The sequence below is a fragment of the Marinibacterium profundimaris genome (assembly GCF_002210095.1).
Taxonomy (GTDB): domain Bacteria; phylum Pseudomonadota; class Alphaproteobacteria; order Rhodobacterales; family Rhodobacteraceae; genus Marinibacterium; species Marinibacterium profundimaris.
Map to the genome: position 1 here is coordinate 1 of NZ_AQQR01000036.1, position 20813 is coordinate 20813.

24 protein-coding genes are annotated in these 20813 nt (G+C 62.6%); 6 read left to right on the top strand and 18 right to left on the bottom strand.

Features of this window, described 5'->3' with window-relative positions:
• The first annotated feature begins 50 nt into the window (after positions 1–50).
• The 4 genes from ATO3_RS27445 to ATO3_RS27460 all read left to right on the top strand — a co-directional run bounded on the left by ATO3_RS27445 (position 51) and on the right by ATO3_RS27460 (position 5754).
• Positions 51–257, top strand: a complete 207-nt coding sequence (locus ATO3_RS27445; RefSeq protein WP_028093953.1) for a hypothetical protein — start codon at positions 51–53, stop codon at positions 255–257.
• Positions 258–822: 565 nt separating this feature from the next.
• A complete protein-coding gene (locus ATO3_RS27450; RefSeq protein ID WP_088652939.1) occupies positions 823–1416 on the top strand; it encodes a transposase in 594 nt (197 codons plus the stop codon).
• A complete protein-coding gene (locus tag ATO3_RS27455) occupies positions 1403–3730 on the top strand; it encodes a relaxase/mobilization nuclease domain-containing protein (RefSeq protein ID WP_088652940.1) in 2328 nt (775 codons plus the stop codon). The genes ATO3_RS27450 and ATO3_RS27455 overlap by 14 nt, the downstream gene beginning before the upstream one ends.
• Before the next feature lie 8 nt (positions 3731–3738).
• Positions 3739–5754, top strand: coding sequence for a type IV secretory system conjugative DNA transfer family protein (locus ATO3_RS27460; RefSeq protein WP_088652954.1), 2016 nt, complete (start codon positions 3739–3741; stop codon positions 5752–5754).
• 70 nt (positions 5755–5824) lie between these two features.
• Here ATO3_RS27460 and ATO3_RS27465 read toward each other — a convergent pair whose 3' ends face one another.
• The 16 genes from ATO3_RS27465 to ATO3_RS27540 all read right to left on the bottom strand — a co-directional run bounded on the left by ATO3_RS27465 (position 5825) and on the right by ATO3_RS27540 (position 18562).
• Positions 5825–6388 carry a hypothetical protein gene (locus tag ATO3_RS27465; protein WP_088652941.1) on the bottom strand — a complete coding sequence of 188 codons (564 nt, stop codon included), beginning with the start codon at positions 6386–6388 and terminating at the stop codon, positions 5825–5827.
• Between the two features lie 575 nt (positions 6389–6963).
• Positions 6964–8043 carry a type IV secretion system protein gene (locus ATO3_RS27475; protein ID WP_088652943.1) on the bottom strand — a complete coding sequence of 360 codons (1080 nt, stop codon included), beginning with the start codon at positions 8041–8043 and terminating at the stop codon, positions 6964–6966.
• 6 nt (positions 8044–8049) lie between these two features.
• Positions 8050–8448, bottom strand: coding sequence for a hypothetical protein (locus ATO3_RS27480; protein ID WP_088652944.1), 399 nt, complete (start codon positions 8446–8448; stop codon positions 8050–8052).
• Positions 8445–8639 (bottom strand): DUF4177 domain-containing protein, encoded by a 195-nt coding sequence (locus tag ATO3_RS27485; protein WP_088652945.1) that lies wholly within the window; start codon positions 8637–8639, stop codon positions 8445–8447. The genes ATO3_RS27480 and ATO3_RS27485 overlap by 4 nt, the downstream gene beginning before the upstream one ends.
• Complete coding sequence (locus tag ATO3_RS27490) at positions 8626–9624, bottom strand: ATPase, T2SS/T4P/T4SS family (RefSeq protein WP_088652946.1); 999 nt, start codon at positions 9622–9624, stop codon at positions 8626–8628. Before ATO3_RS27490 ends, ATO3_RS27485 begins: the two co-directional genes overlap by 14 nt.
• A 1-nt stretch (position 9625) precedes the next feature.
• Entirely contained in the window at positions 9626–11008 is a 1383-nt protein-coding gene (locus tag ATO3_RS27495) for a TrbI/VirB10 family protein (RefSeq protein ID WP_088652947.1), read from the bottom strand.
• Entirely contained in the window at positions 11005–11676 is a 672-nt protein-coding gene (locus ATO3_RS27500; protein ID WP_088652948.1) for a TrbG/VirB9 family P-type conjugative transfer protein, read from the bottom strand. Before ATO3_RS27500 ends, ATO3_RS27495 begins: the two co-directional genes overlap by 4 nt.
• Before the next feature lie 120 nt (positions 11677–11796).
• A complete protein-coding gene (locus ATO3_RS27505; protein WP_088652949.1) occupies positions 11797–12453 on the bottom strand; it encodes a virB8 family protein in 657 nt (218 codons plus the stop codon).
• Between the two features lie 10 nt (positions 12454–12463).
• On the bottom strand, positions 12464–13291 hold the full coding sequence (locus ATO3_RS27510; protein WP_233152353.1) for a type IV secretion system protein: 828 nt from the start codon (positions 13289–13291) through the stop codon (positions 12464–12466).
• Positions 13291–14424 (bottom strand): lytic transglycosylase domain-containing protein, encoded by a 1134-nt coding sequence (locus ATO3_RS27515; protein ID WP_408630835.1) that lies wholly within the window; start codon positions 14422–14424, stop codon positions 13291–13293. The genes ATO3_RS27510 and ATO3_RS27515 overlap by 1 nt, the downstream gene beginning before the upstream one ends.
• Before the next feature lie 10 nt (positions 14425–14434).
• Positions 14435–14602 carry a hypothetical protein gene (locus ATO3_RS29075; RefSeq protein ID WP_169726939.1) on the bottom strand — a complete coding sequence of 56 codons (168 nt, stop codon included), beginning with the start codon at positions 14600–14602 and terminating at the stop codon, positions 14435–14437.
• Entirely contained in the window at positions 14599–16974 is a 2376-nt protein-coding gene (locus tag ATO3_RS27520; RefSeq protein WP_088652951.1) for a VirB4 family type IV secretion/conjugal transfer ATPase, read from the bottom strand. Before ATO3_RS27520 ends, ATO3_RS29075 begins: the two co-directional genes overlap by 4 nt.
• Positions 16964–17242: a type IV secretion system protein VirB3 gene (locus ATO3_RS27525; protein WP_088652952.1), complete on the bottom strand. Its 279-nt coding sequence runs from the start codon at positions 17240–17242 to the stop codon at positions 16964–16966. The genes ATO3_RS27520 and ATO3_RS27525 overlap by 11 nt, the downstream gene beginning before the upstream one ends.
• A gap of 12 nt (positions 17243–17254) precedes the next feature.
• A complete protein-coding gene (locus ATO3_RS27530) occupies positions 17255–17545 on the bottom strand; it encodes a TrbC/VirB2 family protein (RefSeq protein WP_009803468.1) in 291 nt (96 codons plus the stop codon).
• Entirely contained in the window at positions 17542–18162 is a 621-nt protein-coding gene (locus ATO3_RS27535; protein WP_088652953.1) for a lytic transglycosylase domain-containing protein, read from the bottom strand. The genes ATO3_RS27530 and ATO3_RS27535 overlap by 4 nt, the downstream gene beginning before the upstream one ends.
• 43 nt (positions 18163–18205) lie before the next feature.
• Positions 18206–18562 carry a hypothetical protein gene (locus tag ATO3_RS27540; protein ID WP_028093938.1) on the bottom strand — a complete coding sequence of 119 codons (357 nt, stop codon included), beginning with the start codon at positions 18560–18562 and terminating at the stop codon, positions 18206–18208.
• Positions 18563–18706: 144 nt separating this feature from the next.
• Here ATO3_RS27540 and ATO3_RS27545 point away from each other — a divergent pair, with 144 nt between their 5' ends.
• Both ATO3_RS27545 and ATO3_RS27550 read left to right on the top strand, forming a co-directional pair.
• On the top strand, positions 18707–19027 hold the full coding sequence (locus tag ATO3_RS27545; protein ID WP_233152354.1) for a hypothetical protein: 321 nt from the start codon (positions 18707–18709) through the stop codon (positions 19025–19027).
• Positions 19028–19183: 156 nt separating this feature from the next.
• On the top strand, positions 19184–19441 hold the full coding sequence (locus ATO3_RS27550) for a helix-turn-helix domain-containing protein (RefSeq protein ID WP_028093936.1): 258 nt from the start codon (positions 19184–19186) through the stop codon (positions 19439–19441).
• A 141-nt stretch (positions 19442–19582) separates the two neighbouring features.
• On the opposite strand, the gene ATO3_RS27555 is transcribed toward ATO3_RS27550, so the two are convergent.
• Together ATO3_RS27555 and ATO3_RS28695 are read right to left on the bottom strand one after the other, a co-directional pair.
• A complete protein-coding gene (locus tag ATO3_RS27555) occupies positions 19583–20329 on the bottom strand; it encodes a hypothetical protein (protein ID WP_189658333.1) in 747 nt (248 codons plus the stop codon).
• A 125-nt stretch (positions 20330–20454) separates the two neighbouring features.
• Positions 20455–20691, bottom strand: a complete 237-nt coding sequence (locus tag ATO3_RS28695; protein ID WP_143747403.1) for a hypothetical protein — start codon at positions 20689–20691, stop codon at positions 20455–20457.
• Positions 20692–20813 lie beyond the last annotated feature (122 nt).

Below are 20813 nucleotides of genomic sequence, written 5' to 3' on the forward strand. Positions count from 1 at the left end.
ATCAAAGAAAATCAATGTCCTGCTGGACAACCATCATAGGAGAGACCCAAATGACCAACCACTACGTCGCCACCGTTCCCGTCAAGTTCACCGACAACGAAGGTCAGGAGCGCACCCGGTTCCAGCGCGTCGGCGCGATGTTCCGCAACACCCGCAACGGGGACGGCTCGGAGTTCTTCAGCCTCAAGCTCGACTTCCCCGTCGCGGTCCAGGAGTTGGTGATGTTCCCGCCGAGCTCCAAGGAGCCGCAGGAGTAATCCTCCCAGGAGGATGGGCCGCCCTAGAAGCGGCCCTTTCCCTGTCTCAGGGAAGGCTGCGCCAAGACCGGGGACCCCTGCCTTCGGCCGGTGTCCCCGATAAGGTGTCAGGACCGTGCACGGTCCTGACGGGGGATTTCAGAGATCGCCTGGAACAGGTCTGCCGGCCAGCCTCAAGGGGGCCATCCGGAATAACAGTCGGGCTGAAGCCCGCCGGTTTTTCCGGCAGAGATTTGGCGGGCCAAATCTGGCCGCCCTTGACCCTGTCCGTCAGCCCCGTCGGTGAAGAGATGCGCCGCCCCTCGCTTCCGTCCGAACACGGGTCCGTGTTCGGCCAGACCCTCGGGCGCGGGCATGACAACGGGCGGCCGAGGTGCGGTTGGAGATGGTTGGGTTTTCTGGGCCCTTCGGGCCGGGCCTCGCACCTGCGGTGCTCGGCTCGAAGCGGAATTCAAGGTCGCCTGGGGGCAATCTACAATAATATTGCATTGACCGTGACATATAGTTTCGTATGATGAAAGCGACCTTGAATGAAGGTGGCAGGAAATAGGGTGGCTTTCTTCGTATGAGCCGGACCAGGAGACTGACACAGACGGAGCGAGCGGAGATTATCCGTGAGGCCGGAGAAGGTGTGGGGACTTCCGTGCTCGCGGAGCGGTTCGGGGTCACGCCGCGGGCCATCCAATACACGTTGAAGGCGGACGAAGAACGCCAGCGGGATGCGGCCGTGGCGACCGCCGCCGTGACCGTGAAACTGACCCCCGAAGAGCTTAGTGCGCTCGATGAGGTGCTGGCCGCGGCGGGGATCGAGACCCGCACGGAGGGGGTCCGGCGGTTGATCCAGGCGGCGGGGGGAACCTTCGTTCCGGATGCGCAGCTGGCGGCTGAGATGGCGCGTTACCGGGCCTCCCTGCACGAGGTCGGCAACGGCGTCGTTCAGATCGCCAAGCAGATGATGAAGGCCAGCCGGGCGGGGCAGGGGGAAGGCTCCGCAGCGAACGCGGAGTTGTCCGAATTGCGCCTCGCGCAGATGCGTGGACTGGCGCGGTTCATTCTTGATTCCGCTGACGAGATCGATCTGCTGCTGCGCCGTCGTCGGGATGCGATGCAGCTATCCGCGACCGCCGCGCTGAGGGAGTTTGCCCATGCGGCTGAATGATGCCGTCCATGACGTCACCGGAGAGATCTTTCGGGATGGTTGGAGCCGCATCCGGGGCTCGATGCAGGGGCTGCAGGCGTCCCGGCAGAGGCAGCTCGTGCGGGCGGCGGCGGGGCATCGTGCGGCGGTCTTCAAGGCGATCCGGGGCGGGGGCACGCATACCAAATCCCAGCTCATGAACCAGCTCGATTACCTCACCACCAAGTCCTCGCATATCGTGGACAGCAGCGGGTTCCTGGACGGGAAGACGAGGCTTGAGGGTTCGGAGATCAAGGACCTCACCGACCGCTTCGTCAAGCGCTGGAGCGCGGGATTCAAGCCCAAGCTCGGACAGACGACGCATATGCTCATGTCCTATCCGATCGGGACCCGGGGCGAGGATGTGCGCGACATCACCGCCAATGTGGCGGAGCGGTTCTTTCAGTCCGAAGAGGGGCATTTCGACTATATCATCGCTGTCCATGAGGACCGGGACCACCCCCACGCGCATATAGTTTTGAATCGCCGATCGCAGGAGGGAGAGTTCTTCTTCCTGGGCCGGGATCACCGGTTCAACTACGACGATTTCCGCCTCGCCATGGTCGAGGAAGCCGAGAAATTCGGCGTGCGTCTGGAGGCCACGCGGCGGCTCGACCGAGGTGTCGTGCACTACCCGCCGCGCCCCCGCGAGGTCTATGCGGCCAAGGTTGAGGGGCGGGCCGCGGAACCGCGGCCACGGGTCGGGGCCGATCTTGATCGCGCCCTCGAAGAGATCGCCAATACACGGATCATCTATCACTCGCTTGCCGCCGAGGCCTCTGCGGACAACCGCGAGGACATCGCCGATGCGCTGTTCCGGTCCGGAGAGCTTCTGACCAAGGGCGGCAAGCTGAATTTGGAAGGAGGCATCTACATGGCAGAGGAGCAATCGTTCGAGGATCTGCGGACCCGTTATGCCGATCAGGTCGCGCGCGTCCAGGGCATGATTGATGCGAAGCCGGAGACCGAACGGCCGAGGCTCGAGCGCAGCCTCAACGAGATCCAGTCGCGGCTCGCGCATATGCAGCCCTTGGGGCTGCGCTCCGTGACACTGACCGAGAAGCCCTCGGAGGGCGGGGTCTATTCCGAGACCAACATCGATGCGGCGCGGCTCGACCGGTTGCGCGACCCCGAGGTGCGGGCGCAGGTCGACACCGCGCTGCGCGGGACCGGGATCAGTTCGTCCGTCGTCGTCGCGCGGATGGAGACGGGCGCGCAGAACGCGGCGCTCGAGCGGCAATGGATCGCTGACGATCTGGCGCGGGTGGCGGAGAGGGACGGTCTCAACCTCGAGCGCCGCGCGGATCTGGAGACGGCGCGCGAGACCCTCAATCGGGCCCATGTCCAGCTCGGTGTCGCGCTGGAGCGGGCAGGGGTCCTGCGCGAAGACGGTGTCGTGGAAGATCGCACTGTGACGGAGAAAGTCCATTATCATCGGGACGCCACTGAGGACATGGAGCGCACGATCCGCCAGGACATGCGTTCGGAAGGTCTGACCGAAGACCAGATCGAGGCGCGGGAGTGGGAGATCGTCTCCCGCGCGGAGCGGCGTATCGAAGAAGAGCAACGCAGCTACCTCGATGCGCATCCCGAACTGCTCGCGCGCCCGGGCGACGTGATCGACCGGTCCGAGCCCTACCGGGAGCGCATCACCGACGAGGCCCGGGCCCGCGAGATCACCCGCGAGGTTGACCGCATCATGGAAGGTCGCGACGCGCGGACCCCCGTTGCGGATGCCGTCACGGACGAGTTCCGCGCGCGCTATCCCGATATGCCGTCGCATCTCGCCCGCGGGCTTGGCGCGACCTATGCTTCCGTCACCGATCTGCGCGACACCGAGGCCCTCAACCAGGTCCGCCGCGACAACGAGTTGCGGGAGGTGGCGCTCGACCTGCGCGACGGGCGGCTTTCGGACGCGCGCGAGGGGGACGCTGTCGAGGGGGCACCGATCGCCGATCCGGACATCCGGCGGGTCGTCGACCATGAACGGGCCGGCAATCTGCAGTCGCCGTTCCAGGATGACGGTCAGCGACTGACCTACCGCGACGCCGTCGAGCGCGAGCTCGACGCGGCGCAGATCGAGCGGCTCCGGGACGGGGATGTCGACGTGCTGAAGTCCCAGATCGAAGACCGTCTCGACCGGCTCTACGCCGCCAAGACTTATCTCCAGTCGGACGCGGCCACCGCCAACAGCGAGGCGACCCGTGTCGTCGTCGAGGAGATCGCCGACCGCGAGTTCGAGCTCCACCGCGCCGATCTTGTCGACGGCGAGACCGAGCGCGGGGAGACGCACTGATGGGAGGGGTGGGGAAGGGCCGCCTCGCCCTCGGCGTCGCGCTGGTCACACTGGTCGCTATCGCGATCGGCTATGTCATCGCCTCGGCCGTCGTGACGTTCCGGGATCTGGGTTTCCGGGCCGAGATCGACTTCTTCTATATCGCCCAGAACTACCGCGCCATCGGGGCCGCCCGCCCCGATGATTTTCGCCTGATCAACCTGATCATGGGCGGGGCCGGGGTGGCGGGCCTCATGATGAGCCTGGCGATGTCGGGCTCGGCCCTCACTCGCTTCGGCTATACCCATTGGCAGACCCGGAGGGAGATGAAGCGGAATGGCTTCTTCGGCGCGCCCGGCACCGGCTTTGTCATCGGCAAGCTGGGCAAGCCCAACTCCCGAGCACCGTTCCTCTGCTCCCGGACCTTCCCGCACGCGCTCATCGTGGCGCCGACCGGGCGCGGCAAGACCACCGGCTTCGTCATTCCGAACCTTCTGAGCTGGCAGGGCTCGGCGGTCGTGCTCGACGTGAAAGGCGAATGCTTCGAGGCCTCGGCCCGCCACCGGGCGGCACAGGGTGACGCGGTGTTCCGCTTCGCGCCCACGGATTGGGAGGACAGGCGCACGCATCGCTACAATCCACTCTTGCGCATCTATGAGCTCAAAGACCCGGCCCGCCAGCAGATGGAGCTGCAGCTCCTGGCCACGCTCTTCCTGCAGAACGACAACGACCGGGTGCAAGGTCTTTTGAAGGGCGGGATCGATCTCTTCGTCGCGGCCGGGCTACTCGCGTTCCAGCGCCGCCGACCGACGCTCGGGGAGATCTACCGCATCGCCGCTTCGGGCGGGCAGAAGCAGAAGGAATATCTCGCGCGCGCCCACGAGGTCCAGAACGCCGCGGCGCGGCTGATATTCACGCGGCTGGCCTCGACCAACAACGACACGCTGACCTCCTATGTCTCGCTCCTGATGACGTCCGGCTTGGACCAGTGGCAGAACCCGGCGATAGATGACGCGACGGCGACCTCAGATTTTGACTTCCGGACGATCCGCAAGAAGCCCTTCAGCGTCTATCTCGTCGTCCAACCCCTCATGGTGAAACCGCTGGCGCCGCTGATCCGGCTCTTCTTCTCGGACCTGCTGTCGGCGCTTCAGGACAAGGAGCCGGGTCCGGACGAGCCCTGGCCGGTCATGATCATGCTCGACGAGTTCAATCGGCTCGGAAATATGCCGATCGTGGCCGAGAGCATCGAAGTGCTGCGCGCCTATCGCGGGCATCTCGCGGTGGTCACCCAGACCATCCCGGCCATCGACGAGATCTACGGCGAGAACACGCGGCGCGCCTTGCAGGGCAATGCCGGGATCAAGCTCTACCTGACGCCCTCGGACGAAAAGACCGTCGAGGAGTTGAGCAAGGCCGTCGGCAAGACCACGAAGACCGTGGTCACACGTTCCCGCGCGGTCGGGAAGAACCCGTTCGAAGGACGCAGCCAGTCCGAGCGGACAGAAGAGGTCGCACTCCTGCCGGAAGATGAGGCGCGACGTCTGCCGCTTGATGAGATTGTGGTGGTCGTGGACGCGCAGATGCCGGTCCGGGCGAAGCGGGTTGTTTACTACGAGGATCCGTTTTTCAAAGGCATCCTCGCGGCGCAGGAGGGGGATCTGCCGTTTCCTAAAGGCCCAGTTCCTCCGATGGGGGAATTGCCTCTGAGTGTCCGGGCGATGCCTTCGGCTCCGCGTGGGTCAGGTCTGACGGAACGCGATTTTGAGGCCAGGATGGGGATCACGGAACCCGGTGGAAACTCACCCATTGATCCCGGTTCGGCTCAAGCGCCTCGGCGCGGTCGCGCCGCTGTTCTTGCGGACGATCAGCGGCAGTTGGAGATGGAGTTCGGGAGGCAAGCAGATCTGGAGGTGGTGGCTGCGACAGAAGACGATGTCGTCCGGGTACAGGACGCCGTGAGTGATCTCGAGCGGTTGGAGGCGGAGATGTCCGGCTCGGAACCACATGTCGGCGAGGCGGGCGAGAAATTCGGGCTTGGCTAAGCCGCCATGCGGGCGACACGAAAGAATGTTGCGATGGCGTCTTGTGGCCACGCCCTTGAGTCGACCATTGTCACGGGTGAAGAAAACCAGGATCGTCGCGCTCTGGTCGAGGGGCTCGCTCAATCGTCGCAGGGTCGATCTCACGCATCGTCAACTGAGCGTTCACCCTGCGGGCCGCGGGGCCCGCACGAAACCACTTCGCGGCGGAAGCCAGGTTAAAACGCGGACGACGCTGCCCCTTTGCCGGGTTTGAGGCCTCCATCAGAACCTCGATCATTTCATCGATGCGGTAGAGGCCACCCGCAACTGGGAGGGGCATCTTGCGCTGCTGGAGCGCCTGTCGCTTCACCTCGAGCTTCTCGGCGACATCCGCGAGAGACACCAGGTCGGGACGGACCTCGCGCAGGACTGTGCCGTGCGGCAACGCCTTGATCAGCGCCCGCGCCGCTTCAAGGATCGCGCTCTCGGCCTCATCCCCTTCAAGTTCCAGTTCTACACCCAGCAGACCGGCGTGACCGGTACCCACGAGCGCATCTTCAAAACCCGCCTCATAGATGGCGTCGGAGAGCGCAAACGCATCGTGCTCCCCGTCGGGGAGCGCAAAGACCAGTTCGAATTCGAATTCTTCAGCCATCGGATTTACCTTCGTCGTTCTTCTGAAGCTTTACGCATGCCAGAGCCTTCTGTCGGATCCTTTTCGCGAACTGCTGTGAATTCTTCGGGGTCGACCAGACAGACATCTGACAAAACTCGCCACAGCGGCAATCCTTATCGTTGGCCGGGCATCGGAGGATCCCCCACGCGTGCCCTTTTCCCTCAATAAGGTCCCATCCCAGCTCTTCGAGCTCTTGGATGACGGCCTCGATTTCCTTTGATGTGTGCTTCTTCCTTGGCACCTTAGATACTCCACCCTCTTAAATTGTCAAGTGACAAGTTAAAAATTCAACGAGAACATCGCGGCAATTTACTGCCCGTTACCGGCAATTTCCCAAAGGAAGCTTGCCGTCAAATGCTTTGATGTAAGAAGGGGATACAGGATAGACGTCCCAGACAGCAACACCGGCGCGGATGCCGTTCCACTTCACCCGGACATGGCAAGATGGTGCCAAGGTAAATCCGTTCAGGCAGTTTGCCGTGAGCTCTGCTGAAGGCAAAGGTATGGGCTCGCAGAGAACATGTTCCCGCTGGTGAAGCCTTTGACGGTCAATGCTACCTTCGGCCCAGCCTGCTTAGGCGGGCCAACTGTGCCAGCATTCGCGCACCTGTGCTGCTCGAACCAGTGTCAGGGTTCGTCGGAACGGTTTGGCTAACACCCGGCCTCTGCGGCATTGTCTGCACCCCGAAGAACTGCCGCGCACGAAGTGCTGCGTATTCTGCACCACTTGCCCCACCAATCAGATACCGATTGTAAGCTTGTTGGCTGCCCCCAAGCGCCCGACCGAACCCGTAGGCTCCACCAAGGCCTGCCGAGAGTGCTGGCATCATGATGTTCCCCGAGATGGATCGGACAATGAACGGCGTGGCAATGATGAACCCTTTGGCCATGAGTACCATCATGAAGAAGGGGATGAGCGCCCCGATATTGGAAGCGCCCTCGGGATCGCCGAGTTCGCCGATGAGCGCGGCGCTTACACCGGTGATCGTTGCGAAGACACCGGCGACAACAATCGGATAAAGCGCGAAGGACACCAGCGCCGAAAGCCAGCGGGCGAAATAGTCCTTGGTCACCTCGAAGAGGGTGAGGAAGATCATGACCGGCGCGATCCCGATCAGGAGCGCGATCATCAGCCGGGATGCCACGAGAATAAACGCCGCGAGCCCGCCAAGGATCGAGAGAAGTAGCACGCCAAGAACGTCAAGCAATGCACCAGCCATCCAGTTCAGTTCTGAGCCAGCAGCGTTCAGGTATTCGCCAAGCTCGGCGATCAGCCGGTCGAATTCCTCGGCGAAGGTCCCCGACGGTCCGGGCGTGCCGCCGCCGACCGAGGCGACAAGCGATCCGGCGATGCTGTCGATTCCGTTCAGCACGGCGGAAGAGAAGGCGTTGAACTGCACCCAATTTGTCGCGAACACCCCTATGAGGCCGACCTTCACCGCGAGCCAGAAAGCAGTGCGCCCGTCCATGGCACGGTACTGGTAGATCATGTTCACACAGACCAGAATGACCACAAGCGTCGTCCCGAGAACGAGCATAGTGCCCACCGTTGCTGCCACCGCGCCAAACTGGGTCTCGGCTGCGGAATCCAGGTAGCCTTGCGAGGTTTCGACGAAGTAGGTGACGACGCTCATAATTCGCTACCAGTTGCCCTCGGCTTCGCAGATTGCCATCGCTTCCGGTCTCACAGCGTTGGCGCGCCGGTTGTACCTGTCCGAAGCCTCAAGCATCTTCCAGCGTTCGGCGGCGGCGAAGCGCTCGAGAAACACGGTTTCCGCAGCTTCCCAGCTTGGAAAGCGAATGTCGCAGGCGCAGGAGCCTGCTTCGACGATCCGTTCCAGATTCTGAGCCCGATAGATGTCTTGGACCAACACGCGTTTGTAGGCCTCTCGCACGCCGATGTTTTTCATCCAGTCCGGCTCTGCGGGCCGTTCAGTGCAGACATCCGGTTCGCTGTCGAGGGACGGGACGAAATTGCTCTCAGCGGTTGCTGGCAGTCCTGGAACTGCAATCAAAAAAGCAATTAGGGCGGCCCTCATGATGTGCCGCCTTCGTAGGGAATGGCGCGCTTCAGAAACGCCGTATGCCCGATATTCGCGAACTCTGACGAGCTGACCGATACGACTTCCCAGCCTTCTTTCCCACGTGCGTTCAGATCGTCCTGCATCGCGATCAGGCTGGTTTTCTTGTCCATCGGATAGGTGATGATCTGGTATTCAAACCGCTTCATGGGTCATGCCTCCGCTGAGATCGGTTCCTGGGAGGTAGAATTCGGTGATGCCGCGTTGGCCGTCCTCGCGGCCCGCCTGGATGATCACATCGATCGAGCTTTCGATGTATTGGACCATGTCCTGGTAGGCCATCGGGATCTCGGTCTTGAGCGCGGCGATGGCGAGACGCTGGACGGCGAGCTGCGGGGTTTCGGCATGGAGGGTTGTCATCGAACCGCCATGGCCGGTGTTGATCGCCTCGAGGAAGGTCATGGCCTCCTTTCCGCGGACCTCGCCGAGGATGATCCGGTCGGGCCGCATGCGCAGCGTCGCGGTCAGGAGCACGTCGGCGGACTGGAATTCAGCGTCGCGGTTGGCGATCAGGGTAACCGCATTCGGCTGAGCGGGGAGAAGCTCTGCGGCTTCCTCGATGGTGACGATCCGTTCCTCATCGGGAACGTAGGAGAGGATCTTGCGCGCCGCGACGGTCTTGCCCGTCGAGGTGCCGCCGGAGACGATCATGTTGAGCTTGCTCTCCACGCAGAAGCGGATGGCCGCGTAGATGTCACCGGCGGCAACGACCTCGCGCAGCGCGCGGTTTTTCTCCTGGCGCAGTTCCTCGAGCTTGCGCTCTTCGCCATAGAGGAAACGAAGCTCGATCTGGTCCAGCGGTAGGCTCGAGAAGAACCTGAGCGAAATCGACATGCCCGAAAGCACGGCGGGCGGGGTTACGACCTGGGCGCGGATGGGGCGGTCGCGATAGGTGATCGAGACCGAGACGATGGGCTTGTCCTTGCTCATTGTCGTGTTGGCTGAGGAGGCGATCTGGTTGCCAAGATCGCGCACCTCCGTAACCGACAGTCGCTGATCCAGTGCCCGCATGAAGTGATCCCCCTGGAACTCACCCCAGCAAGAGCCATCCGGGTTGATGCATATCTCGATCACGTCATCGCGGGCGGCGTTCTTCAGCTTGTCGAGCGAGGTCTGGAGGTAGGAGAGCGTCATCTCAGAAAATCTCCAGATCCCGGTCGACCATGACGGTGACGCGCGCGCCCTGGTCGACATAGATGACTGGGCCGATGGAGAGATATTCGCCGATCACACTGTCAGTGGCGTCGGCCAGGTCATCGCCCACATCTTCAAGTACGTCCGCGGTGGTCTCATCCTCGACCTGCGCGGCGGCCACACTCGGGGCGGCTGAGATGATGGAGATCAGCGCGGCGGAGCCGAACCGCTCGTCAAAGCGGGTATCAACAAAACCGGTGACACCCGATCGGCCCAACGCGTCTCCCCCGAAGGCGCTGATCTGGACGGTCTGGTCGTTTGGCAGGACGATCCGGTCCCAGGCGATGGTCACCCGTTTCTGCGCAATCTCGATACCGGAGCGGTAGCGTCCAATAAGGCGCGAGCCGCGCGGGATCAGAAGCCGTGAGCCGTCATAGCTGAAGACGTCTTCGGAGATGATGGCGCGGGTCTGTCCGGGGAGCGAGCTGTCGAGTGCGGTCTCCATCACGGCCTGGATCATCGTGCCCTGGATGACCGTGTTCGAGGGATTTGCGATGACTTCGGCTTGTGTGATGGCGCTCGGCAACGCGCCGTTCAGCACGAAGTCTGTCACCTCGCCGAAGGTGCGTTCGGTAAGTTCTGTCTCGCCCGCATTGGCGCCGCCCGTTCCGCCGAAGGCGATGACGGAGGAGGAAATCCGCCGTTCCTGGAAGGCACGCTCCTCCTCGGCCCGGCGTTGCAGCTCGGCCAGCCGGCGTGCCTCTTCCTCGCGCCGCAGCCGCTCTTCTTCGCGGGCGCGCAACTCTTCGTCGGTGGGTCCGAGCGGGGCAGGTGCCGGCTTGTTGGCCTCCAGCCGCGCGAGGTCCAGGTCCATACGCAGCTGTTGCAGCTCCCGATCTCGTTTGGCGAGTTCGGCCTGGAATTGTTCCTGAGCATTCTCGGAGGCGTCCTGTAGGGCGGCGATCCGTGCGGTCAGCGCATCGATCGCCTCCGCTGCCGCGCTGTCCGCCCCGGCGTCGGTGTCCGGCGCGTCGCGCAGTTCCTCGATCTGGGCCTGGAGTGCGGCGATCTGCGCCAGAAGTTCGGCGTTGGGTTCTGGTTCGACGAGAACGATCTCGGGTTCCGGGGCGGGCGGCGGCACGAAGGGTTCGATCTCTCCGAACCCGTCACCCTCGGTTTGGAACTCGTCCGGGGTGGCCGTCGGCAGGGCGACCTCTTGCCCCGGGCCCGAAAACAGCAAAAGGACCAAGCCGCCCGCCAGGATCAGTCCTGCGAGGAGGAGGGCGAGGAGCGGTGTGCGGCGTTTCGGAGCGGGTCCGTGGCGCGGGTTGCCCCGTTCGAGTGCGGCGAGGCGCTGTTCGAGATCCGGGTTGTTGTCACTCATGAGGCGGCCTCCGCGGGCGGCGTCGCCTCGATACAGACCACGTCCTCGCCCAGACGCAGCACCCATTGGCGCCCCACGCCCGAGACACGGATCACACCGTCTTCGACCGCGCCTGTGTTCACCGTGCGCTCGCGCCCGTTCGTGTACCGGAAGATCGCCGGGACGGGTGCGTTCCTTGGGAAGGCGAAATAGGTGAAGGTGCCGTCGTCCCAGACCCGGGTCGGCGTGAACTCCGTCCGTGCGCTGGCCCCGTAATTGGTGTTCGGTGCGGCGCGGGCGATGGCGTTGGAAGGGCGGCGATTGTCCTCGGGGTAGCGGAACTGCACGACATAGAAGGTCGGGCTCGAGACCTCGTTCACGTTGAAATAATAGCTCCGTCTGTTGGTGTAGACGGTCACGTTGGTGTGGACGCCGCGCGCGACGGGTTTAATCGCAAAGGCCCGCCCGCCGGGCACACCGTCGATCTCGAAGCCTTCCGTGTCGCCGGCGATGATTGAGCGGATGCTCTCGCCTGTCCCGAACTCGATGGTCGTGACATGGGTCAGGGAAACGTTCAGCCTGTAGACCTGGCCTTCCTGATAGGAGGCGACCCGCACGCGGTGGTCGTTGGCTCCCCCGCGCGGGATCGCCTCGGCTGACGCGTGGGACGCAAACAGAGAGACCAGCAAAAAGGCCGCGACGAACGCCCGAGCGTGTCCGGCGTGTTTCGCATTGCCAATACCCTGGCGCGTCTCGCGCTTTTGGGACGCTGGCAAGGCGTTCCCTGATTTCTTGTTCCGGAAGCGCACTTACTGGTTCTCCAATCTGTCCGAGCGGATCGCGTATTCGACAACCGTGAAGCCAAACGGGTTGGTCCAGACCTGGTCGATGGAGCGGCTCTCCTCGGGGCGGAACTCGAAGAGGAGCGTCGCGGTGAAGAGCCCCGCCTGAACCCCCTGAATCGAGGTGAGGCGCTTGCGAAGCCGCACCGTGGCCCGGTTGTTGCCGATCAGGTTGATGCTGAGGATCTCGACGTCCAGACGAGCGTTGGGTCCATAGACGGTCGGGGGATAGTCGGCATTGGCCGAGTTCCAGATCTGGCGCAGTGAGGCCCCTGCTGCACGGTCTGAACGGCGCAACACGCTGCGGATGCGCACGTCATTGTCGAGCTGGTTGTAGACCTCGCGGTCGGTCACGTAGCGGAAGACTTCCGCCTCGATAATGGCGCGGTTCTCGGTGACGGTGGTGGCCCCGACGGTGGCTTCGGGGAGGGCGAAGCCGGTGGCGGGGTCGTAAGGTACCACTACAGGGGGCGGATCGACATCGAGGATGGCCACGGCGGCCGCGCTGAGGCAGCCCAGGATGCCAAAGCCAAGGCCGAAGAGTCCCAGGCGCTGCCAGAGCCGTTCCCGTCTCAGCGCGCCGTAGACCAGTTCCTCCTCGATGATGGCGGTTTCTTCGTCCAACAATCAGCCCTCAATCCGCGCTCAGTTCCGGGAGCGTGAACTCCATGAAGCGTTGTTCTTCGGCGATGGTGGCGGCATCGATCACGCCGCCGGTGCCATCTCCTACGGTCTGGATCGCTTCGAGCTGCCACATGGCGACGAGCGCAATGGCAAGCTCGGCCGTCACTCGCGTGTTGAGATCGACGCTCTCTTTGAGCTCATCCATGTCGTCGATGAGCCCGACGAGCCGGTCGACACGTTCCAGCGATTGCCCGGCATCCTCGTAGCTGTTCTGGGCCGCGGCCGAGACCAGCGCGCCGGTCGTGGCTTGCGTTGCCACGCGCTCGGCACCGGGATTGCCACTGCGGGCCATTTCCGAGAGCGTGTCCTCGTCGAAACCGAGATCGGCCAGCACTCTATCCATCTGGGTTTCGATTTCACTGGCGCCGGAACCGGTGAGCCCGGAAAAATCCCCTGTCTTGATCGCTTGAATCGTGGCGATGATGTCGCCGAACTCCTGGTCCAGCAGACCGTTCAGTTCGTCTTCCATCTGTGTCCGGATGATCTCGGGCAGTTCAGCGAGACGGGTCAGCGCCTCATATGTTCGTTGTAGCTCGGCGAGCTGCTCCGTGAGCGTTGCAAGCTGTTCGCGGAGCTGCACGAGTTGCTCGTTTTGCAGGATCTCGTCCTCGATCATCTGCCGGAGTTGCTGGATGTTTTGGGCGATGTTCTGGGTGTCCACGACCGGCACGCCCTGGGCCAGGACGGGGGCACTGGTCACGAAAGGTGAGCAAAGCGCCAAGACGCTGGCCAGGGTCAACGTGCGAAGTGGTGCTGAAATGAACATTCTGCGGGGCATCAATCCAGATCCTCCAATGTGAACTCCATGAATTCGTTTTCGGCAATGCGGGCCGCGGCCTGAGCCAATTGGGCGGCACTGAGCGGTTGGGTCCGTGCGGCTTTCAGGCGAATGCGCGCGGCCATCAGCCGGACCAGTTCGGCGCGGGCATAGGTGTTGAGTGCCATGCTCTCCTGGAGGTCCTCGGTGCCGCCGATCCGGGTGACGATGTCCTGGATGCGCAAGGCGGCTTGCCGGATGGCGGTGGGGGAATTGCTGCCGTAGAAGGCGGCCCCGAACCCGCTGAGCGAGAGATGGGCGTTGGCGAGAAGCGCGGGGTCGATCGTGCCGAGCGCCTCGATGCCACCGATCCGGGCAAGGTAAAGATTGTAGCGTTCGGGGATGACCGTGACGTAGTGCTGGGTCTCCTTGAAGGGCGGTACGCCGCCATATTCGAACACACGGCCAGGCCCGGCGTTATAGGCCGCTAGCGCGTTGACGACGTTGCCGTCGAAGGTGTTGAGCTGGGCCGCGAGGTAGCGCGCGCCACCCTCGACCTGCAAGTAGGGGCTGTCATAATATTCCGGGTTGATTCCGAGATCGCTCGCGGTGCCCGGCATGATCTGGGTGAGGCCGAAGGCGCCCACGGGCGAGCGTGCGCCGATGGAGAAGCGGCTCTCCTGCCAGATGAGCGCCTGCAGGAGGGCGCGCCATTGCACGACGGAAAGACCGGCCCGCCCGACCCCGGGCCGCCCGTGGGTTTCTTGGGCGACCCGGATGATCAGCTGCTCGATGTTTTCTGCCGCATCCCCGAACATACCCGCGCCGCCCGGATTGGGATCGACATCGCCGGAGCCATAGACCGCCGCCGCGGACCGGTCCGAAGCGCCGCTGCCGCTTTCCAGATCGGCGACCATGCCCGGAAGACCCTGGCCTCCGAAGCTCGTCTGAGCGTCGAGGATGGCGCGCAGCGTGGCGAGCTGTTCCCGTTCGATCTCGGTCAGCAACTCTTCGACGGTGAGTTTCTCACGCTGGACGGCGAGGTCGGCGTCCCGGTCGCCCGTCTCGACGATATCGCGGGCCGTCAGCCCGGAATCGTTGGTGGGAACGCCCTGGGCGAGCGCGGCCGCCGGTAGGAGAGCCGCCAGGAGGATATGTGCGACCCTAGACCTCAACGCCGTCTTCCGGGTTTCCGATGGGTGTGAAGATGCAATCCGGCTCGACCTGATCTAGCGAGGCGCGGAAGGCGAAGCAGTTGGCCTGGGGCTCGCGATATTCGGCGCAGGAAGAGAGAACGCCGAGTGCGGCGAGGAGGATGAGGGGTCGGATCATGAGAGCCTCCAGAAATCAGGTCTGTCGCGGTAGTCGGGGCCGGTGAGGGCCTCGCCCTTCTCCATGCCGCCGAGGATGGTGAGGAGGGGGCCGAGGGCGGAGAAGTCGGCGTCGACCACCACGGAGCCGCTGTCGTCGCGGATGAGGGCGAGACGGCTGTCGCTGCCGGTGTTCAGGAGCACGTCGAGCTCTTTCTCGAAGAGGTTCAGCATCGCGTAGTCCGAGGCATGGGCCCGGATGTTGGGGAGCAGGATCTGCGTCGGCACCGCCTCGACGATGGTCTTGCCGGTCCGCGTGCGTTCGAGCTGGCTCGCATATTGCGTCATCATCACCGCGACGGTGTTCTGTTTTCGGGCGGTCACCAGCCAGTTCGAGAGCCGTTCGGCAAAGTATGGGTTGTCGAGCGCCTTCCATGCCTCGTCGATCACGATGATGGTGGGGCGACGGTCCTCGATCTCTCGCTCGATCCGGCGGAAGAGATAGGAGAGTACCGCCATGCGTTCCTTTTCGCTCTCGCTGTCAAGAATACCGGTCAGGTCAAACCCCACGACATCGCCATCAAGGGAGAAGGTGTCCTCGAGGCTCTGGCCGAAGATCCAGCCGTAGCGGCCATCCTCCGTCCATTCGAGGAGCCGTTGGTGCAGGTCGCCATTGTCGTCGGTCGAGACAAAGAGCGAGGCGAAGTCCTTCCAGTTCCGCAAGGCCGGGTTGGTGGCTGTGGCGTTCTGGCGGACCACCTCCTGGATGCGGTTGGTCTGGGCCGGGGTCAGGGGCTTGTCAGAGCGATAGAGGAGCGAGGCGAGCCAATCCGAGAGCCAGGCGGTGCCGCGCTCATCGATTTCGGTCCAGAGCGGGTTGAGACCGGTCGTCTGTCCCGCCTTGATCGAGGCGTAGCGCCCACCATTGGCGCGGACGGCCATCTCCATCCCGAGCCGATAGTCAAAAACGAAGATGCGGGCGCCGACGCGCCGGGCCTGAGTCATCAGAAAGGCCGAGAGGACCGATTTACCAGAACCGGGACGGCCCAGGATCAGGGTATGCCCGCTGGTCGGTTCTTTCTCTGGCGAGCCCTGTTCGTGATAAGAGAAACGATATGCGCTCTGTTCCGGCGTCGGGAAGAGCGTGATCTCCTGGCCCCAGGGCAGCTGGTGTTTCTCCTTGCCGAGCTGGGTGCGATGAAGTGCTGCGAAATCCGCGAAGTTGCGGTTGGTAACGGCGCTGGCGCGCACCCGCTTCGGCTGGTTGCCCGGATGCTGGCTGAAGTAATGCGATTTCGCGGCCATCCGCTCGCCGATCATCTTCACGCCTTCGGCGGCCGCGGCGTTCACGATCTCGGCCCCGAGGGTTTGCAACTCGTCGAGGCTGTCGCAGAAGACGGTCACCACCATGTGGTGCTCACCGAAGCTCTGGCGTTTGGCCTCAAGATCATCATGCGCGATGTCGAGTGCCTCTAGGAGCGACAGAGCGGCGTCTTGCGAGGCTTGCATCTGGCGCTTCTGGCGTTTGATCCGGCCCGCCATCAGGTTCGAATTGATCGGTGTGAAGGAATGGGTGACGATCATGTCGACCGGCAGGTTCAGCATGTCGAACATGGTGCAGGTGGTACCTTCGGCATATTCGCCGATGGTGAAGCTCTTACCGAAGCGATGGCCGACCACGCCGTCAGAGAGCTCGAAATGATCTTCCAGAAACGTCACGCGAGTATTGGCAACGTTGTAGGCCAGAAACCCGTAGCGGTTTGCGGGATAGAGCGGCAGTTCGCGGCCGGTGTTGAGCGCACCGAGGAACCCGACCAACTCGCCAGAGGTCGCCGTGAGGATGCGGGGCTTGAGTTCCGCCAGGCCGGAGTTGAAGACCCCGACCGCCTCCTTGAGGCGTCTGAGCCGTTTCGCGGTCTCTTCCTTGAATCGCTCCGGTGCGGAACGGTTCACGAAGCCGAGGAAGCTTCTGGGCGGTGGGCGCTGGATGATTGTGAGTGTGAGGGTCTTGTCCCGGAGACCTGCCGAGGCCAGCTTTGCGCGCCAGGCATCATCCACCGCCGCCGCGAAGCCGTCCCCCTTGACCGGGAGCAGGTCCGGGGTGATCGACTTCGAGACCTTGTGCACGTAGTAGCTGAACTCGGGTCCCAGCTGCGCGATGATCCGGGCGAAGAGCGCCGTCACCTTGTCGAGATAGGCATCGTCCGTCGTGTAGCTGTTGACCCCGCTCAGCCGAACGCATTGTAAGAGTTCGTTGACCCGGGTCCGGACCGTATGGTCGTCGACCAGGCTGACATAGGGCAGCATATGCGCGAGGCGTTTCTCGCGGGCATACCAGTCTGGCATGAGGGTGCGTTCATCGACGGTCTCGTCCAGGGCTTCACTATGGCGCATAGCTGTCGCCCCCGTGGATGGACCGGTTCCGCGTCGGCGGCGTCTCCTGCAACGCCGTCATCATCACGTCGATGAAACGCGGATCCCAGTCAGCCGCTTTCCAGAGAACCGGATAGAGCACCGCCGCGATGCCCAGGACAACCAGGTGCTGCACCCAGACGAACAGCAGCACAGAGCCGAAGAGCCAGACCATGGCATACATGATCGGCAGGCCGAGGAGCTTCGGCGGGCGTACGAGGCCCAGAAAGAGCGGCGATCGTTCGGCCACGTTCGCCTCCTCTCACGACCCGAAGACGGCGGCAACGATGGTCGGCGCGGCCGCAACACCCGCGATGCCCACCAGCACCCAGAGGGCTTGGCGCAGATCGATGATGTTGAAGAACCAGCTGAGGAACACGCCGAGGACCGCGAGGGTGGCGATGACGACTCCAAGCGGTCCGGTCAGCGCGTCCACGATGCCCTGAAGCAAGCTCTGAATCGGTGAGAGGTCGATGCTCTGGGCCAGGGCCGGTTCTGCCGCAACGATGAGGAGAGCGGCAAGGGTGATCAGGGATTTCGTCAATGGCTTCATGGGGACGCTCCTTCCAGCCGGTTGAAGACGGCCAGCACCCGCTGGACGTGGTTTTGGGTTTCTCGGTAAGGGGGAATGCCGGAATGCTCGCGCACGGCGTCGGGCCCAGCATTGTAGGCGGCCAGCGCAAGACGAGCATCGCCGAACTCCGTCAACATCAGGGCGAGGTAGCGCGCGGAGCCATCGAGGTTCTGCCGCCAGTTGTTGGGATCAACGCCAAGCGCACGGGCGGTGTCAGGCATCAACTGCCCGAGACCGACCGCCCCGACATGGGAGACGGCGTTCGGATTGTACGCACTCTCGATCTCTATATTGGCGCGATAGAGGTGGAGCCAGTCCGTGACTGTGATATCGGCTGCACGGAGCCCAGGGTGGCTCGCGTAGCGCAGTCCGGTCTCCTCGATCGCGGCGAGGATATCCGGGCGTGGTGTGAGCGCGCGAGGGGCCAAGGCCGCGATGCGCACCCCTTCACGTCCCTCGGAGCGGCTTTCTTCGCCCAAGATGCGCAACCCGTCTGAGGTCGAGCCAACGCCGACCCCGTCATTGTAGTTGCGCGCGAACCGTTCCTGGGGGCGTGACGGCGAAAGAGAGCCGTCCCCCGCCATCACCAGGACCATGTCTGCCGATGCCGGGAAGCCCAGGGAGGAAAAGAAAAGGAGGCTAAGCCCGGCTGGCAGCCATCTCTTCGCTGGAGAGCTTGTGAACCGTCCGCTTGCCCTCTTCCAAGGGCACGTCGGCGTGTGAGAAACCGATTCCTTGCAGGAAGGAGATGACCCCGGTGACGGTCTTGATTTCGCGGATCTTGATGTCGTTGCGCGAGGTCCGGGTCCTGGCCGTAACCAGAAGTTTCTCGATTCCGTCGTCGCTGACGGCGCGCATGATCCAGACCCCATGCCAGTTGGGGCCTTTCTTGAAGGCGTCTTCCTTGCAGACAACTTCGACGCGATAGCCGCTGGCGACCAGATCGCGGAATCTGGGTTCGGTGACCACATTCGGGGCTTCTTTTTCTAGGTCCATCACCCGGATCACGTTCTCCAATAGGGCGAATGACCGGGCTTCAGGTGTTGAAGCCAAGTCATACGATGATATAGTATTGACGCACAAGATAAACTTTTGATGCGACAAGCGGATTCTTGCTCAATTAACGAATAGACAGTTCCCATGCATTTGATCAAGAAAATATGGGGTTTAGACGCCCTCAGGTTGTGCGTGTCGGCCATGACACAAGCTATACTTATGGTCGCGTGCCTTGCGGGCGAAGCCTTCGCCACGTCCTGTTTGCCGCCGCCCAGGCCGTTCGTGCCGAGCGATTCCGAAGTCGCGCGGGACTATGCCGATCTCATCCGCAGCGACTTTGAACTCTACATCCAGGACATCCAAAGCTACTTTCGGTGCCTTGAAGTTGAGCGCGCCCGGGCGTTCGAAGAGGCGCGGGAGGTGAGCCAGGACTACGGGCGTTTCCTGGAGTTGATGGACGAGTGAATTGGCCGCGACCTTTTCGAAGGGCCGCCGTCTTGTGATAACCGTCCGTATCGGCGGCGAGCAATTCGGAGTCTCTATCATCAAGTAAATACCCATTATCCACTTTTTAGATAATCTATAAAGTAGATTAGCCCTGTCACAAGAGGTTTGTGACACGTGGCGAAAACGATCAGGAGTTCGGGACATGAGGCACTTCGCGACGCTTTGATTGCGGCGCGGAAGGTGGCTGGTTTAACGCAGGCGGAGCTCGCTTTGCGTCTGAGATGTCACCAGTCCTTCGTCGCCCGTCTGGAAAGCGGAGAGCGTAGGGTCGACGTGGTTGAGTTGATCGTACTCGCTCGTGCTCTGCAGATCGATGCGGTTACGCTATTGGCGGCAGCCGAGGCGGCGACGGAACTCGATCACCGGATTTAGGACGAGGCGATTGGCTTGTCGCCTCGGACGGTATGACGAGATCAAGCCCCGGTGGGACCGAAGGGCAATGATAAAAACGAATTGTTATGGGGCGCTGCGATGCACGGTCTTTGGTACAGGTTTGGCGCAGAGGCAAACGGCTCAGTAATTCACCTGCTCGAACCCGTAATTGCCCTCGTAGTCGCGCCAGTCGACGAAGACCGAGCGGTGATAGATGGAGGGACAATGATCGCCCCAACGTTCCAAGCCGACATGGGCCTCGGGCAACGCCGCGACGGACGAACGAGACCAGGAAAAATCGCCCTGGATTCCATAGGTGCCGATAAGGACGGATTCGTAACGGCTGCAATCGCTGTCACGGGACTCGTTTTGGCGTGCGTAACGCACATCGTAGACACGGATAGAACGGACGAAATTGAAGTCCGGTCCACTAATGTCGATGTCTGCGCGGTCCTGGATCAGATGCAATGCGAACCCGTCAGGATGGGGTAGGGGGTGGACACCTTGCGACCGCAGGACGACGGGCAAGAGGGTGTCAGCTTTCTCGGGGTCAGATTCCGCAAGGCTCTGAGGCAGAGGAGCAGCGTTGGAGAAGAGGATGTCAAAGACACGCGGAGTGCGACCGGGACCGTCTTCAGGTTTGAAGGAGGCCCCCATGGGGCAACGCCAGATCTGCAGCGGGGGCTCGACAGGCCACGGCGTGATCCGGCGGATGAACTCTGCACGCGCCCGGGAGCAGGGCTCTGATGCCGGCCAGCCGCCGGAGAGGCAGAGTAGGATGGCGCAATCGATCGGGTAGGTCTGGGCCGACGCATTGGTCGAGGCGCCGAAGAGGGAAGCCGTGCTCACAATCGTTGCGAAGGCAAAATGACGAAGAAAACTGCGCATGACGAGGAACTCAGTCGGCTGACGGTCGAATCTGCACCCTGCAATAATATACTATTGTTTGGGGGTCAATTTGTCTGTCGCTATTATTCCGCCGATCGCACATGGAGCGACTATTATGAGATCGTTCACCCGCGCGACAGCTTTTCCAGGAAGCGTGTTGCCTCATCCGAAGTAACGGCCTGTGCAGCTGCAAGCATGTCCGGGCGCAGAGGTGGATCGATGTGGTCTGCGGTGCGGGCGGCGCCGATCCAGAGGATCGACAGCTCGGACGTGTTCCACCGATAAACCCAGCCAACCGTCCGGTTGATGCGACTACAGATCAGTCGAGCGACCGGAGCCGCTTCTTCCTTGTTAACACTCACTGGTTCTTGTGTACCTTCATTTTTTCTTAAGGATTGATTGGCTGCAAGAGCGTCTCGCTACGCACCGGCCGTATCCGATCCTAAAGCGTCCGGCTCAAAACCTGAATCGCAAGGGATTCCCT